At 60.5% G+C, this 16,240-nt stretch carries 14 protein-coding genes; all 14 read left to right on the top strand.

The features are described 5' to 3' along the window. The first annotated feature begins 3 nt into the window (after positions 1 to 3). The 14 genes from pheT to tyrS all read left to right on the top strand — a co-directional run bounded on the left by pheT (position 4) and on the right by tyrS (position 16,036). Positions 4 to 2,526: a phenylalanine--tRNA ligase subunit beta gene (gene pheT / locus HMPREF3048_RS07230; protein WP_070771728.1), complete on the top strand. Its 2,523-nt coding sequence runs from the start codon at positions 4 to 6 to the stop codon at positions 2,524 to 2,526. A 54-nt stretch (positions 2,527 to 2,580) separates the two neighbouring features. After that, positions 2,581 to 3,633: an N-acetyl-gamma-glutamyl-phosphate reductase gene (gene argC, locus HMPREF3048_RS07225; RefSeq protein ID WP_070771727.1), complete on the top strand. Its 1,053-nt coding sequence runs from the start codon at positions 2,581 to 2,583 to the stop codon at positions 3,631 to 3,633. Positions 3,634 to 3,685: 52 nt separating this feature from the next. Further along, positions 3,686 to 4,846, top strand: a complete 1,161-nt coding sequence (gene argJ, locus HMPREF3048_RS07220; RefSeq protein ID WP_070771726.1) for a bifunctional glutamate N-acetyltransferase/amino-acid acetyltransferase ArgJ — start codon at positions 3,686 to 3,688, stop codon at positions 4,844 to 4,846. Positions 4,847 to 4,861: 15 nt separating this feature from the next. Beyond that, the gene (gene argB, locus HMPREF3048_RS07215; protein ID WP_371326033.1) at positions 4,862 to 5,794 is read left to right on the top strand and encodes an acetylglutamate kinase; all 933 of its coding nucleotides are present in this window, start codon (positions 4,862 to 4,864) and stop codon (positions 5,792 to 5,794) included. Continuing rightward, positions 5,791 to 6,969, top strand: coding sequence for an acetylornithine transaminase (locus HMPREF3048_RS07210; protein WP_070614215.1), 1,179 nt, complete (start codon positions 5,791 to 5,793; stop codon positions 6,967 to 6,969). The genes argB and HMPREF3048_RS07210 overlap by 4 nt, the downstream gene beginning before the upstream one ends. Positions 6,970 to 6,973: 4 nt before the next feature. Further along, a complete protein-coding gene (argF, locus tag HMPREF3048_RS07205) occupies positions 6,974 to 7,912 on the top strand; it encodes an ornithine carbamoyltransferase (protein ID WP_070614214.1) in 939 nt (312 codons plus the stop codon). Next, entirely contained in the window at positions 7,912 to 8,409 is a 498-nt protein-coding gene (locus tag HMPREF3048_RS07200; RefSeq protein ID WP_070449951.1) for an arginine repressor, read from the top strand. Before argF ends, HMPREF3048_RS07200 begins: the two co-directional genes overlap by 1 nt. A gap of 65 nt (positions 8,410 to 8,474) precedes the next feature. Then, positions 8,475 to 9,677 (top strand): argininosuccinate synthase, encoded by a 1,203-nt coding sequence (locus HMPREF3048_RS07195; RefSeq protein ID WP_070422906.1) that lies wholly within the window; start codon positions 8,475 to 8,477, stop codon positions 9,675 to 9,677. Then, positions 9,678 to 11,114 carry an argininosuccinate lyase gene (gene argH / locus HMPREF3048_RS07190; protein WP_070422905.1) on the top strand — a complete coding sequence of 479 codons (1,437 nt, stop codon included), beginning with the start codon at positions 9,678 to 9,680 and terminating at the stop codon, positions 11,112 to 11,114. A 48-nt stretch (positions 11,115 to 11,162) separates the two neighbouring features. After that, the gene (locus HMPREF3048_RS07185) at positions 11,163 to 12,350 is read left to right on the top strand and encodes a hypothetical protein (RefSeq protein ID WP_070422904.1); all 1,188 of its coding nucleotides are present in this window, start codon (positions 11,163 to 11,165) and stop codon (positions 12,348 to 12,350) included. Beyond that, positions 12,350 to 13,939: a VWA domain-containing protein gene (locus HMPREF3048_RS07180; RefSeq protein WP_070449945.1), complete on the top strand. Its 1,590-nt coding sequence runs from the start codon at positions 12,350 to 12,352 to the stop codon at positions 13,937 to 13,939. Before HMPREF3048_RS07185 ends, HMPREF3048_RS07180 begins: the two co-directional genes overlap by 1 nt. Beyond that, a complete protein-coding gene (locus HMPREF3048_RS07175; protein WP_070422902.1) occupies positions 13,926 to 14,576 on the top strand; it encodes a hypothetical protein in 651 nt (216 codons plus the stop codon). The genes HMPREF3048_RS07180 and HMPREF3048_RS07175 overlap by 14 nt, the downstream gene beginning before the upstream one ends. Then, positions 14,573 to 14,752 (top strand): Trm112 family protein, encoded by a 180-nt coding sequence (locus tag HMPREF3048_RS07170; RefSeq protein ID WP_070422901.1) that lies wholly within the window; start codon positions 14,573 to 14,575, stop codon positions 14,750 to 14,752. The genes HMPREF3048_RS07175 and HMPREF3048_RS07170 overlap by 4 nt, the downstream gene beginning before the upstream one ends. 18 nt (positions 14,753 to 14,770) lie before the next feature. Further along, positions 14,771 to 16,036 carry a tyrosine--tRNA ligase gene (gene tyrS, locus HMPREF3048_RS07165; RefSeq protein ID WP_070422900.1) on the top strand — a complete coding sequence of 422 codons (1,266 nt, stop codon included), beginning with the start codon at positions 14,771 to 14,773 and terminating at the stop codon, positions 16,034 to 16,036. Positions 16,037 to 16,240 lie beyond the last annotated feature (204 nt).

The raw sequence follows: 16,240 nt of genomic DNA, 5'->3' as shown, positions 1-16,240 counted from the left end.
AGAATGCTTATTTCCAAGAATTGGATCACCCGCCTGCTTAATCAGGCAGGCAACCAGGGCTTCAATCCCTCCGACGAGGAATTGGACGCCGGTTTTGTCCGCGTCGGTTTTGAGACCGAGGGCTACGAGCCGCTGCCTGAGGTGACCGGCCCGCTCGTCATTGGCCGAGTAGCCGAGATCGAGGAACTGACCGGGTTTAAGAAGCCCATCCGCTACTGCCAGGTTGATGTCGGACAGGCCAACGGCACAGGTGAACTGCAGGGCATCATCTGTGGCGCGCGAAACTTCAAGGAAGGCGACCTAGTCATCGTGTCGCTTCCGGGTGCGGTATTGCCAGGTGGCTTTGCTATCTCCGCGCGCAAAACCTATGACCACATTTCGAACGGCATGATGGCATCCGCAGCAGAACTTGGCCTGGCTACAAAGAGCGAAGGCATCATCACACTGGAGGCGGGGGCAGCGACCCCGGGCGATGACGCTCGCGAGATCCTCGGCTCCGGCGACACCGTGTTCGAGGTCAACGTCACCCCGGACCGTGGCTACGCACTGTCTGCGCGCGGCCTGACCCGTGAGATCGCATCCGCCTTCGACCTGGCGTTTAAGGATGTCGCGCAGGATCCGTCGATCGCAGGCGTTAATATGTCTGTTGTTCCGGAGCCGGCAGGCGAGAGCATCCCCGTCGAGGTTGAGGCCTCGACGAAGGCGCAGCGTTTCGGTCTGCGCACCGTGAAGGGCATCGACCCGAAGGCGCAGGCACCGTTCTGGATGCAGCGTGAACTCATGCTCAGCGGTGTTCGCTCTGTAAACGCGGCGACTGACGTGACTAACTACGTCATGCTGTTGCTTGGTCAGCCGATGCACGCATTCGACGCCGACAAGATCTCCGGCGGCTTACGGGTGCACAATGCTGAGGCCGGTCAGAAGTTTGAAACGCTCGACCACGTTGAGCGGACGCTGACCGCAGACGATGTGGTGATCAGCGACGACAACGGCATCCAGTCCCTCGCCGGCGTTATGGGTGGCACGACGTCGGAGATTTCCGACGACACCGTGAACGTCCACTTCGAGGCTGCAACCTGGGATCCGCTGACTGTTGCTCGTACTGCACGTCGCCTGAAGCTGAGCTCGGAGGCCTCTCGTCGATTTGAGCGCGGCGTTGACCCCGCCATCGTCGAGGTCGCTCTGGATGCCGCTTGTGCGCTCCTCGTCGAGATCGCTGGCGGCTCGATCGAGGCTGGCCGTACGCTTGTCGGTGACGTTAAACCGCGTGAGCCGATTGCCATGCGTGCCTCGCGCCCGTCGGAGCTCATCGGTGTGGACTACTCCCGCGATACGGTTGTGCGCCGTCTTGAGGAGGTCGGCTGCACTATCGCAGGCGAGGGTGAGAACCTTCAGGTCACGCCGCCGACATGGCGTACCGATATCACCGTTCCGGTGGAACTTGTCGAAGAGGTTGTGCGACTTGAAGGACTCGACGACATTCCGTCGATCCTGCCGACGCCGCGTGGTGGTCGCGGCTTGAGCCCGCTGCAGCGTCGCCGTCGCGCGGTCACGCACGCGCTGGCGTACTCCGGCTACGCGGAGATCATCCCGACGCCGTTTATTGCCAACGACACGTTCGACGTGTGGGGGCTCGACGCAGACGATCCGCGCCGCAACACGGTGAAGGTGCAGAACCCGTTGGATGCTGACTACGGCATCTTGGGCACGACGCTTCTGCCGTCGATGCTCGAGGCAGCAGGCCGCAATGTTGCCCGCGGCCGTGGCGATATTGCGCTCTACGCGGTTGCACAGACCTCTGAGAAGCGCGCGGATGTTTCGCCGTTGCCGGCCGTTACCCAGCGTCCAGCAGACGACGTTGTCGCAGAACTTATTCAGTCGCTGCCAAAGCAGAATCTGCATGCCGCAACGGTGGCGCTCGGCAACGTCGAGCTCGAGGGGCCGTGGGGCAATGGGCGCGCCTATGAGTGGTCGGACGCGATCCAGTCTGCGCAGATCGTCGCCCGCGCATGCGGTGTTGAACTCGACATCGTCGCTGCCGAGGTTCTGCCGTGGCACCCGGGGCGCTGTGCGGAACTCTCTGTCCGCGATGCTGCTGGCGAGCGTATCGTCGTTGGCCATGCTGGCGAGCTGCACCCGCAGATTCTGGAGAAGCTAAACCTGCCAGCGCGCACGTGCGCGATGGAGCTCGACCTGACTGCGATCCCGCTGGAGGAGCGTCTTCCGGCGCCGCGCCTGTCGTCGTTCCCGCTGTTGCACCAGGACATCGCGCTCGTCGTCGATGAGGAAGTTCCGGCTGAAGACGTCCGTCGCACTCTCGTTGAGGGCGCAGGTGAGCTTGTCGAGGACGTAACGCTTTTCGACGTCTACCGTTCGGAATCCCTCGGCGAGGGCAAGAAGTCTCTCGCATTCGGCCTGGCCTTCCGTGCGCCCGATCGCACGCTGAAGGAAGAGGAAGGCTCGGAGGCACGCCTCAAGGCAGCCGAGTTGGCTAAGGAGCGCTTTGGCGCAGAAATGCGCGGGTAAATATTAATCCGTGAATAACTTACGGCGCACTGCATAACTGATACACTGTCCGCTATGTCAGAAAGTGTGATCAAGGTTGCGGTCGCCGGAGCCACCGGGTACGCAGGGGGTGAGATTCTCCGTCTGCTGCTCGGGCACCCCGCCTACCTGGCGGGAACGTTAGAGATTGGTGCGCTAACCGGAGCATCAACCGCTGGCCAGCAGGTCGGCGATCTTATGCAGCATCTGCCGGAACTTGCAGATCGGGTCATTGAGCCGACAACAATCGATGTGCTCGCTGGCCATGATGTTGTGTTCCTCGGCTTGCCGCACGGCCACTCCGCCGAGATCGGACAGGCGCTCGGCGAGGACGTCGTCGTGATTGACTGCGCTGCAGATTTTCGGTTGCGCGATGCCGAGCAATGGAAGCGTTTCTACGGCTCTGAGCATGCAGGATCTTGGCCTTACGGGCTTCCCGAACTGCCGGGTCAGCGGGCCGCCCTGCAGGGGGCAAACCGTGTCGCTGTCCCGGGGTGTTTCCCCACTGGGGCAACGCTTGCGGCCTGGCCGGCACTCGAAGCGGGGCTCGTGGAGCCTGATCTGACCATCGTTGCTATTACCGGTGTATCCGGTGCCGGCAAGAAGGCCAATGTCGATCTGCTTGGCGCGGAAACGATGGGCTCCTTGAAAGCCTATGGCGTCGGCGGGACGCACCGGCACACACCAGAGATCCAACAAAACCTTGAGTCGGTTGCTGGCACCAGCGTTGCCGTGAGCTTTACCCCGGTACTGGCACCGCTGCCGCGTGGGATTCTCACCACAGTGACCGCACCATTGGTGCAGGGCGTTACAGCAGAGGCGGTAAATAGCGCGTACGAACAGGCGTACCAGGGAGAACAGTTTGTCAGGCTGCTTCCGGCAGGCTCGCAGCCGCAGACCCAGCATGTCGTGGGCGCGAACATGTGTGCCGTGCAGGTTGAAGTGGACGAGCACGCCGGCAAGTTGGTGGCGACGAGTGCCATCGACAACCTGACCAAGGGCACTGGTGGTGCCGCTGTGCAATGCATGAACCTTGCACTCGGGTGGGACGAAGGGGCAGGACTATCGCGAGCTGCGGTGGCTCCGTAACCGCCACTTCACAACGACTCTCCACCCCTGTTGAAAGGAAAACGAACAATTCATGACCACCACCGGAGTAACCGCGCCGAAGGGCTTTAGCGCTGCAGGTATCAGCGCCGGGATCAAGGCGTCTGGCAACCGTGATCTCGCATTGGTTGTCAACGAAGGCCCGGAGTTTGCTGGTGCAGCCGTATTTACTCGGAACAAAGTGTTTGCAGCGCCAGTGAAAGTGAGCCGTGAGACTGCAGCTGGCGGCACCATTAAGGCTCTGATTGTGAACTCGGGAAACGCGAACGCGTGTACCGGCGCACAAGGATACGAAGACGCAAAAGCCATGCAGCGCCTGACCGCAGAAGGCATCGGGGTCGACCCAGCCCACGTTGCGGTCTGCTCGACGGGGCTGATCGGCGACACACTTCCGATGGACAAGGTGGAAGCCGGTATCGGTGTCGTCGTCAAGCAACTCGGCGATGATGGAGCGGGTGCTGCAGATGCGATTCGGACGACAGATACGGTGGCGAAAGAAGTCGTCGTCAAGGGCGACGGCTGGACTGTGGGAGCGATGGGAAAGGGCGCCGGCATGATGGCGCCGTCGCTGGCGACGATGCTTGTCTGCATCACCACCGACGCAAAGGCTGACAGCGCCACGTTGCAGGCTGCGCTCGAGCAAGCCTGTGCCACGACGTTCAACACGTTGGATATTGATGGCTCGACTTCCACCAACGACACGATCGTCGCAATGGCAAGCGGTGCCAGTGGCGTGGCCCCAACGCAAGCAGAACTCAACGCCGCAGTGCACGAAGCGTGCGCGAAGCTAGCGGCGATGATGCAGTCGGATGCGGAAGGCGTGACCAAGCGTGTCGCGATCACCGTCCAAGGAGCGCTCGACGATGCACAAGCGCTCAACGCAGCGCGCGCGATCGGCCGTGACAGCCTGGTCAAGACTGCGATGTTCGGCTCCGATCCGAACTGGGGCCGCGTGCTGGCAGCCGTAGGTATGGCCGATGCCGAGATGGATGCGGAGAACATCTCCGTAACCTTCAACGGTCAGACCGTTTGCGAGCAGTCGACCGGCGCACCGGGCGCCCGCGACGTTGACTTGAGCGGAGCCGACATCGACGTTGTTGTGGACCTGGGCACCGGGAGAGCGGGCAGCGCAACCGTGCGCACAACCGACCTCTCGCACGCCTACGTCGAGATCAATTCCGCGTACTCGAGCTAGGAGGTGGGTGAGTTGATGCCTAATCTAACGAGTGAACAGCGCGCCACCGTCCTTGCTGAAGCACTGCCGTGGCTGCAGCACTACCGCGACAAGATTGTGGTGGTGAAGTACGGCGGTAACGCCATGATTGATGAAGACCTCAAGGCGGCGTTCGCCGCAGACATGGTGTTTCTGCGCACTGTGGGCGCGAAGCCCGTGGTCGTACATGGCGGCGGGCCGCAGATCAGCGCGATGCTCAAGCGTTTGGGCCTCGACGGCGGCGAGTTCGTCGGCGGGTTCCGCGTCACCACGCCGGAAATCCTGGATGTCGTGCGCATGGTGCTGTTTGGGCAGGTGGGCCGAGATCTTCTGGGCAAGATCAACTCCCACGGCCCGTACGCGGTAGGCACCTCAGGCGAGGATGCCGGCTTGTTTACGGCCAAGCGCCGCCAGGTTGAAGTGGAAGGTGAGCTCGTTGACATCGGTCTCGTGGGCACGATCACCGACGTGAACCCGGCAGCGGTGATGGACATCATCGACGCCGGCCGTATCCCGGTCGTCTCCGGAATTGCACCGGGGGAGAACGGGGAGGTGTACAACATCAACGCTGACGAAGCCGCGGGTGCGCTGGCAGCTGCGATCGGCGCGGAACGCCTCGTAGTTCTCACCAACGTGGAGGGCCTTTACACCGATTGGCCCAACCGCGATTCGCTTTTGTCCAAGATCGAGGCGGCCGAGCTTGAGAAGATGCTGCCGGGCCTAGACACCGGGATGATCCCGAAGATGGAAGCTTGCCTGACCGCGGTCCAGGGCGGGGTGAAAGCGGCACACGTTATTGATGGTCGTGTGGCCCACTCAGTGCTTCTCGAACTACTGACCATGGGTGGTGTGGGCACGATGGTGCTTCCAGACGATTACGACCGCACCCACTACCCAGACGGCACAATCTTTAGGAAGGATGAGGCATGAGCAACTTCGCTACACGCTGGTCGGAGTCACTGCTAGACACGTACCCAGCCCCGCCGGTTGAACTCGTCTCTGGCGATGGCGCTACCGTCACCGATGCCGACGGGAAAACGTACATCGACATGCTCGCAGGCATCGCCGTGAACGCGTTGGGACATGCCAACCCAGCCATCGTGCAGGCGGTGTCGCAGCAGGTGGCCACTCTCGGCCACGTATCTAACCTGTTTGGTTCCCATCCGGTGGTTGAAGTAGCGGAGAAGCTGCGCGCACGCGTCGGCGACGAGACCGCCCGTGTGTTTTTCAGCAACTCCGGCGCAGAGGCCAACGAGGCCGCGTTTAAGCTTGCCCGTCTCACTGGTCGGGGGCGCATCCTCGCAGCCGAGCATGGTTTCCACGGCCGCACCATGGGCTCGCTCGCGCTGACTGGACAGCCAGAGAAGCAGGCCCCGTTCGCGCCATTGCCCGCCGGCGTGGAGTTCTACCCGTATGGCGACATTGATGCGCTGACGGCTCTGGTTGAGCAGAACCCTACCGATACTGCCGCCATCATCTTGGAGCCGATTCAGGGCGAAACCGGCGTCATCCCGGCGCCCGAAGGCTTCTTGCAGGCGGTGCGCTCGCTTTGCGACGAGCACGGCATTCTCTTCATCACCGACGAGGTCCAAACCGGAGTCGGCCGCACCGGCACCTTCTTCGCCTTCGAAGACGCAGAGGTCGTGCCGGATGTCATCACCATGGCCAAAGGTCTCGGCGGGGGACTGCCCATCGGCGCGACGATAGCCCGCGGTAAAGCCGCGACACTGTTCACTCCGGGCAGCCACGGCACAACCTTCGGTGGCAACCCTGTCGCCTGCGCTGCGGCCAACGCGGTGCTGGACACTATTGACGATGGGTTCCTGGCCAATGTTCGTCGCAAAGCAGCAGTGCTTATCGACGAAACCACGGACGTTCCCGGCGTCGCGGAAGTGCGCGGCCGGGGACTCATGCTGGGCGTTGTGCTGGAGCAACCGGTTGCGAAGCTCGTCGTCAAGCATGGGCTCAAACACGGCGTCATTCTGAACGCGCCGTCCGACACCGTCATCCGACTCACCCCACCCCTGGTAATTAGCGACAACGAGATCCAGCAGGCGGTTGAGCGTCTCGCAGCCGCAATCGCACAAGCCGCAGAAAGGAACTAGACCAATGGCTCGTCATTTTCTCGCAGACGACGATCTCACCCCAGCAGAACAGGCTGAAGTCCTTGCACTCGCAGCGGAGCTGAAAAAGGCACCGTTGTCGCACCGGCCGTTGGAAGGGCCGCTTTCAGTGGCAGTCCTGTTTGACAAGACCTCGACACGTACGCGGTTCTCATTCGACGCTGGTATTGCGCAACTTGGCGGTCAGGCGATTGTGACTGAGACTGGGCACGCGCAGATGGGTAAGGGCGAATCTTTCCAGGACACCGGTGCCGTACTGTCCCGCTACGTACAGGCAATTGTGTGGCGCACCTACGATCACCAGAACCTCGTGGACATGGCTGAGGCAGCCACCGTTCCTGTGGTCAATGCACTTACCGATGACCTGCACCCATGCCAGATCCTGGCGGACCTGCAAACCATCATCGAGGAGTTCTGCCCCGAGGAAGGTGCCGCTGGTTTGAAGGGGTTGAAAGCGGTGTACCTCGGCGACGGTGACAACAACATGGCTAACTCGTACCTGATCGGTTTCGCTACAGCGGGGATGGACATCACTGTTATCGCGCCCAAGGAATTCCAGCCGCGTGCCGAGTTTGTCGAGCGCGCCGAGAAACGCGCCGCAGAAACCGGCGCCCGAGTCACCGTGACTGATGATGTTGCAGCTGCTGAAGACGCGAACGTCGTGATCACCGACACCTGGATCTCGATGGGCATGGAAGAAGACGGCAAGGATCGTCGCACACCGTTCTTGCCCTACCAGGTTGATTCGGACCTGATGGCGCGCGCGGCAAACGATGCAATATTCTTGCATTGCCTTCCCGCGTACCGCGGGAACGAGGTCGCCGCGGAGGTCATTGATGGCCCGCAGTCGCGCGTCTTCGACGAGGCTGAAAACCGTTTACATGCGCAGAAAGCGTTGCTGACCTGGCTTCTGGAGCACCAATAATGTCCCAACCTGTATCCCGTACCGCACGCCAAGCACGGATCCTCGAGTTGCTTGAGCAGACTCGTGTTTCCTCGCAGATTCAGCTGTCAGAGCTGCTGCTCGCAGAAGGCATCGACATTACGCAGGCGACCCTGTCGAGGGACTTGGATGAACTTGGTGCGAAGAAGATCCGCCCATCTGGCGGCGGCCGTGCCTACTACACGATCAACGGCGATGCCGATGGTTTTGAAAACGCGCAGACTGGCCCCCGTGAGAAGCTCCGCCGCATGATCGACGAGTTGGTCGTATCCGCGGATGGCTCGGGTCAACTTGCACTGCTGCGCACGCCCCCAGGTGCGGCGCAGTACCTGGCCAGCTACATTGACCGCGTAGGCCTCGACCAGGTTGTCGGCTGCATTGCTGGCGACGACACAATTTTTGTTCTTGCACGCGAACCGCTCACCGGCGTAGAACTTGCCGTGGAACTCTTCGGCGGACACGCCCGGGGCAGCGACTAAAAAGTTTTACCCTGCAGGTAACCTCATACTATTCATGAAATCTTTCGAAGGAGAATCGTTCTACCATGACTAATCGCGTTGTTCTTGCATATTCAGGCGGTTTGGACACGTCCGTTGCTATCCCGTACCTGGCTGAAATGACCGGCGGTGAAGTGATCGCGGTCTCCCTCGACCTTGGACAGGGCGGCGAGGACATGGAATCAGTGCGCCAGCGCGCATTGGACTGCGGTGCAGTGGAGTCCATTGTTGTGGACGCCAAGGATGAGTTCGCCGAGGAGTATTGCCTGCCCACCATCAAGGCAAACGGTATGTACCAGGGCGAGTACCCGCTGGTTTCCGCGATTTCGCGCCCGCTGATTGTCAAGCATCTCGTTGAGGCTGGTCACAAGTACGGCGGCACCCACGTCGCCCACGGCTGCACCGGCAAGGGCAACGACCAGGTTCGTTTCGAGGTCGGATTCCTGAACCAGGATCCGGACCTGGAGATCATCGCTCCGGCTCGTGACTATGCCTGGACCCGCGATAAGGCCATCGAGTACGCAGAGGGCAAGAACTTGCCGATTGAGCAGTCTGCCGCGTCGCCGTTCTCCATCGACCAGAACGTGTGGGGCCGCGCAGTTGAGACCGGCTTCCTTGAGGATCTGTGGAACCCGCCGACAAAGGACCTCTACGCCTACACCGAGGACCCGGCGCTCGGCAACGCTCCGGACGAGGTCATCATCTCCTTCGAGTCCGGCAAGCCGGTGGCCATCGACGGCCGTAAGGTCACGGTCCTCGAAGCAATCGAAGAGATGAACCGTCGCGCAGGTGCCCAGGGTGTTGGCCGTCTCGACATGGTTGAGGACCGTCTGGTTGGCATCAAGTCCCGCGAGGTCTACGAAGCGCCGGGCGCCGTCGCGCTGATCACCGCTCACAAGGCTCTTGAGGACGTCACCGTTGAGCGCGAGTTGGCTCGCTACAAGCGTCTTATCGATGCACGCTGGTCCGAGGAGGTGTACGACGGCCTCTGGTTCGGCCCGCTGAAGCGCTCCCTGGATGCGTTCATCGAGTCCACCCAGGAGCACGTCACCGGCGATATCCGCATGGTCCTGCACGCTGGCCAGATCACGGTCAACGGCCGTCGTTCCAACCACTCGCTGTACGACTTCAACCTGGCTACCTACGACACCGGCGATACCTTCGACCAGACCCTGGCCAAGGGCTTCGTGCGTTTGCACGGTCTGTCCTCCCAGATCGCGAACAAGCGCGACCGCGAGGCCGGCAAGTAAATGGAGCAGCACAAGACAAACGAAGGTGCGCTCTGGGGCGGTCGTTTTTCCGGCGGCCCGTCGGAAGCCATGTTCGCCCTGTCCGTGTCTACCCATTTTGACTGGGTGCTTGCGCCATACGATGTGCTCGCATCCAAGGCACACGCGAAGGTGCTGAACAAGGCAGGTTTGCTTAGCGACGACGACCTCGCCGTCATGCTCGACGGCCTAGACCAACTTGGCCGCGACGTAGCCGACGGCTCGTTCGGTCCGCTGCCGACCGATGAGGATGTCCATGGTGCGATGGAGCGTGGACTCATCGACCGTGTCGGGCCCGAGATCGGTGGTCGCCTGCGTGCTGGACGTTCCCGCAACGACCAGGTTGCGGCCATGTTCCGGATGTGGCTGCGCGATGCCCTGCGGGGTGTCGCACTCGATGTCAGCGATCTGATCGACGCGATCGTCGCACAGGCGGAAGCCCACCCAGACGCGATCATGCCTGGCAAGACCCACTTCCAGGCAGCACAGCCGATCCTGCTTGCGCACTCGCTGTTGGCGCACGCCCAGCCGCTGCTGCGAGACCTGGACCGGATCAAGGATGCCGACAAGCGACTGGCAGTCTCGCCGTACGGTTCTGGAGCGCTGGCTGGTTCGTCGCTGCACCTCGACCCAGAGGCGATCGCAGAGGAGCTTGGTTTCGATTCTGCAACCGACAACTCGCTCGACGGCACCTCATCGCGCGACTTTGCTGCAGAATCCGCGTACGTCCTGGCACAGATTGCGATTGATATCTCTCGTTTCGCCGAAGAGATCATCGCGTGGTCCACGCCAGAGTTCGGTTACGTCACGCTGCATGACGCGTGGTCGACTGGCTCGTCGATCATGCCGCAGAAGAAGAACCCGGACGTTCCGGAACTTGCCCGCGGCAAGGCTGGTCGCTTGATCGGTAACCTTTCCGGTTTGCTCGCCACGCTGAAGGCTATGCCGCTGGCGTACAACCGTGACCTTCAGGAAGACAAGGAGCCGTTGGTCGACTCGGTCACGCAGCTCTCCATCCTCCTGCCGGCGTTCACTGGACTGGTTTCCACGTTGACGTTCCACGAAGACCGCATGCGCGAACTGGCTCCAGCAGGGTTCACATTGGCCACCGACCTTGCCGAATGGATGGTGCGCCAGGGCGTTCCATTCCGCGAAGCACACGAGGCTTCGGGAGCCTGCGTTCGCATCGCAGAATCCCGTGGTGTCGATCTCGTGGATCTGACGGATGAGGAGCTAGCGGGCGTCGATAAGCGTCTGCTCCCCGAAGTGCGCGAGGTACTTACTGTCGATGGGGCGGTCGCATCCCGCGATACCCGCGGCGGTACTGCGAAACCGCGTGTGGTGGAGCAGCGGGAGCGTGTGCGCGAAGCGAACAAGGCTGCGCGCCAGTGGGCAGAGCAGCCAGTACGGAAGAAGTAAATACACGTTCGCAGAGCGCAGTTCAGAGTTTCCCTTTAGCATTGGGATATGGATGCGCCAAATACCTATGAAGCCAAGCCCCGGGGACGGTCAGTCTCCGTGGTGCTTGGCCTCATTTTTATTGCAGTGGTCATCGCCGCAGTCGCTTTAGGCCGGGGGCTTCTTCCCTTTGGCAGTGATGGCGACGAAAAAGACAGTGGCGCTGAATCAAATCGCCAGTCTCAGGGCAACGTGCAGCAACTCCACGGAGTAATCGGCTCTGAAAAGCGGGCTTTCTTTGAAGACCCCAAGGTCAAGGACAGACTTGCAGCGTTGGGCTACAGCGTCAGCGTGACAACAGCGGGGTCCCGCCAGATAGCTACCACCACGGATATTGCCGCACAAGATTTCGTTTTCCCGTCTTCCGGGCCTGCCACGCAAAAGGTGCGCGAACAGGGCAGTGGCTACTCGGTGGATTTCCCGTTCTTCTCCCCGATGGCGGTAGCGAGCTGGAAGCCGATTGCGGATCTACTGGTAGCTGAGGGAGTCGTGGCTGAGCAGAACGGCGCTTACACACTGGACGTGAACAAGTACATGGACTTGGCCCGCTCCGGAAAACGATGGCGCGACCTCGGGGACGCGTTTCCGTCGCCACGCAATGTACAGATCCGCTCGACAGATATCCGCACCTCAAACTCCGCCGCGATGTATCTGTCGCTGTTGGCGTGGGAGGTAGCACAGCGAGAACCCGATCGCGCCAATGACGTTGGTTTTCTTGTCGACGAGATTGCGCCCTTCTTCACCGCTCAGGGATACAGCGAAGCGTCATCCTCTGGCCCTTTTGCGGACTACCTCAGCCAAGGCATGGGAGCGGTACCGATGGTGATGGTGTACGAAGCACAGTTCATTGGTGAGCAGATGCGAGATAATTCCCGAATCCGCGACGATATGGTGCTGCTGCAACTCAGTCCGACAGTGCTGGCTAACCACGGCATCGTCGGGGTGAGCGAGGGCGGTAGAGAACTCGGTCGTCTGCTCACCAACGACCCCGAGCTACAAAGGCTGGCCGCGTACCACGGATTCCGGCCCGCGACCTCAGGCAACCTGGCCCAAGAGATGGAGGATCGAGGGCTCGATGCGCCTGCGGATTACGTCAATTCCATCGACCCACCCTCCTACGACAGGCTTGAACAACTCATCGACGGTGTCGGTCAACGCTATGGCGGAGCACCCGCACCGGTGAAGGAGGAGGAATAATGAATCGCCTCGTCGCGGCGCTTGCTGCGTTCATGTCTCTGGTGCTCGTCGCGTGTAGCACTTTCGAAGAAGGCACTTCCAATACTCCTGATACATCCGGCGCAGGGCCCAGCGGTAATGCCGATCTGACCATTGTCGCTGCAACCGAGCTCAAAGACCTCGAAGAATTGGTTGATCGTGCAGCAGAGGAGCTCGGCTTCACTATCGACATGCAGTTCCCCGGCGGAACTTTAGAAAACTCCCAAACGCTCAAACAGGGAGGTTTCGATGGGGAAGTGGATGCCACATGGTTTGCTACGAACCGCTACGTCAACCTGATCGGCGCCTCCGACAAGTTGGACGGTGAGACAAAGATTGCCACAAGCCCCGTCGCGTTCGGTGTATGGGAGGACAGCGCAAAGCGTCTCGGCTGGGACACCAAGCAGCCCACCTGGGCCGAGTTTGCCGACGCTGCCGCAAGCGGCAAGTTCACGTTCGGGATGACCAACCCGCAAGCCTCGAACTCGGGATTCTCCGCACTCGTCTCGGTGGCGACTGCGCTCGCAGACACCGGCGATGCGATTTCCCCTACTGACTTGGAGCGCGTTGGGCCACAGCTCAAGGAAATGTTCGAAGCGCAATCTATGGTTTCCGGTTCTTCCGGGTGGCTGGCTGAGACGTTTGTCAATGATTCGTCCCGAGGCGATGGCATCATCAACTACGAAGCAACACTTCACCAGCTAAAGGCCCAAGGTGTGCCTATTGAGGTTGTTGTCCCCGCCGATGGCGTGATTTCCGCAGATTACCCGTTATCGGCACTGGCTAACCCTGCGCATGCAGACGCGCGGGGTCGGGTAGAAGAGCTGTCGCGCTGGCTCCTGGAACACCAAGAGGACATCGCTCAGACCTATCGCAGGCCTGTGACCGGCGTGGATAACGTGCCGGTGGAGATAGCCAACCAACACGTCATCGAGCTGCCGTTCCCAGCCAACGAGGGAGTCGTCGATGAGCTGCTTTATGCGTACGACAACTCCTACCGCAAACCAGGCCGAACAACGTTTGTGCTAGATACTTCCGGGTCGATGGAAGGGCAGCGGTTGGCGTCGCTGAAAAGCATCATGCACTCGCTTATCGACGGCTCCGCTTCAACACTCACCGGTGACGTCTCCCTACGCGACCGGGAAACCGTCACGTTGCAAGCCTTTGATTTCGCACCACACGAACCGTTGACAGTTCGCTTCTCCCGGGAAGATCCGAAGTCTGCTGAAAAACTATCTGACTTCGTCGATGGTCTCCAGGCTGAGGGCGGAACCGCGGTGTATGAAACCTTGCTGAAGGCATTGAGGAATACGGACCCGAACGGAGGTATTCCGTCGATAGTTTTGCTGAGTGATGGTGAAAGCACCGTTGCCCCAGACTATGTCGAATTCAAGAGGCAGTATGAAGCATTGCCAGAACAGCTGCGTAACGTGCCTGTGTTCGTTATCTTGTACGGCGATGCTAATGCGATAGAGATGCAAGCACTTGCAGATCTCACCGGTGGTGAGGTGTTTGACGCGCTTGGTGGCGACCTGGCTGCTGCCTTTAAGGAGATTCGTGGATTCCAATAATTCGTCTGCGGGAAAAGCAGCCCGGTATTTCGCCTCACCCAAGAACCAGCTTGGGTTGGTGCTGGCTACCCTCGTGGTTGTGGTTCATATTGCGGTAGGTATCGGACTGTTCTGGCCGGTCGCCGCGGCGGCCGCGTATGGCGCCGGCGCGGCTCTTGCGCCGTCCCGGAAAACCAAGGAACTTCCAGCAGCACCAACCCTGCCCACGTCGCAAGTTCTCGAGAATGCGCTGCGGCAAACGACTGATCGGTTGGAATCGGCGAAGCCACCACGTCAGGTGATGATGCAGGCGCGAGCGTTTGAAAAAGCCTCCAAGTTCGTATTGTCCGAGTGGGAACACCTCGAGCCGACGCCTAAGCACCGGCAGACGATGTGGAATGTAGTCAATGTGTACTACCCGGAGGTCGTCGATACGTACCTTGATGCCCCTCAGTACCGAGACAAGTCTGCGGTGAGCGTGGTTGTGGACTCTTTAACCACGCTCACTCGCGCTGCTGAGCGGGTGCAGCAGGGGATTTTGGACGACAATCTGCGCGCCATGGATTCACAAGCGCAGTTCCTGCGTCAAGAGCTCGGTGAGTTGCCCGGACTCGACGACAGCTACCACGGAGGCAGCGGGTACGATCCGAAAGCATGAGTCTGGATCCGAAGCTTCTTAACGTCCTCGCGTGTCCCAAAGACAAGGGAACGCTGGAGTATGACCAAGAGCGGGAGCTGCTGGTCAACGAACGCCTCGGCATTGCCTATCGCATTGACGACGGCATCCCAGTTCTGCTCATCGACGAAGCAGAGCCATACATCTCGGCAAAGTAGAAGACGGAGAAAAACCCAATGAGCAAAAACATCATTGATGAGCTTGAGTGGCGCGGGCTGATCAACCAGTCCACGGACCTCGACGCACTGCGGAAGGAAACCGAGCAGCCGATCGTGCTGTACTGCGGCTTCGACCCGACTGGTCCCTCGCTGCACGCCGGCCACCTCGTTCCGCTGCTCATGCTGCGCCGCTTCCAAGAAGCAGGCCACACACCGATCGTGCTTGCTGGTGGCGCGACCGGCATGATCGGTGACCCCCGCGATGTGGGGGAGCGTTCTATGAACTCCGCGGACACCGTCCGTGATTGGGCGGACCGGATCAGCGGCCAGCTCAAGCGCTTCGTGCACTTTGATGGCGACAATGCAGCACGCCTGGTCAACAACAACGACTGGATTAAAGACCTTGGCGTTATCGAGTTCCTGCGTGATGTGGGCAAGCACTTCTCGCTGTCCACGATGCTCGGCCGCGACACGGTGAAGCGTCGTCTGGAGAACGACGGCATTTCTTACACCGAGTTTTCCTACATGCTGCTGCAGGCGAATGACTACGTGCAGCTGCGCCGCAACCACAATTGCGTGCTGCAGGTTGGCGGCGGCGATCAGTGGGGCAACCTCGTTGCGGGCGTTGACCTGAATCGTCGTATGGACGGCGAGCAGGTTCACGCGTTGACTGTTCCGCTGGTGACGGATTCCGAAGGTAAGAAGTTCGGCAAGTCCACTGGTGGCGGCTCGCTGTGGCTGGATCCCGAGATGACCAGTCCGTACACCTGGTACCAGTACTTCGTAAACACTGCGGACGCCGATGTCATCCGTTACCTGCGTTGGTTCACCTTCCTTGACCAGGAAGAGCTCAACCGCCTGGAGACCGAAGTGGCGGAGCGCCCATTCAAGCGTGAAGCCCAGCGTCGCTTGGCGCAGGAGATGACCGATCTGGTCCACGGCAAGGAAGCCCGTGAGGCTGTCGAACTCGCATCGCAAGCTCTGTTCGGTCGCGCAGAACTTACTGACCTCGACGAGAAGACCCTCGCATCGGCAGTCTCTGAAACCTCTGTCTTTGAGATCCCAGCCGGCGAAACCACGGATATCGTGGAGCTTCTCGTCGGTGCTGGTCTTGCAGAGTCGAAGGGTGCAGCGCGCCGCTCCATCAAGGAAGGTGGCGTGTACGTGAACAACGAGCGCGTCGAAGACGAGGCGTGGGCGCCGTCTGACCAGGATTTCCTCCACGGCACATGGCTGGTCCTGCGCCGAGGCAAGAAGAACTTCGCAGGCGCTAAGCGCGCATAAGCAACTGCTTATCGACGACACCACCCAGGCAGAAACCACCATCTGCCTGGGTGTTTGTGTTGTTTGTGAGTTCGTGGTTATATCTTCATCCGTTGCTTCGAGCGGCCTTGAGGGGCTGGCGAGAGGGAACAAGTTAATTTCATGAGGTTACGTGTTCAAGGTAAACGCTGGTTGAACTTGGGTTTGACTTTGGTTTACGTTGTG

It is taken from the genome of Corynebacterium sp. HMSC075D04 (assembly GCF_001815635.1).
Taxonomy (GTDB): Bacteria; Actinomycetota; Actinomycetes; order Mycobacteriales; family Mycobacteriaceae; genus Corynebacterium; species Corynebacterium coyleae.
Note: the sequence above shows the minus strand (reverse complement) of the source record. Positions and strands in the feature narration are given on the sequence as shown.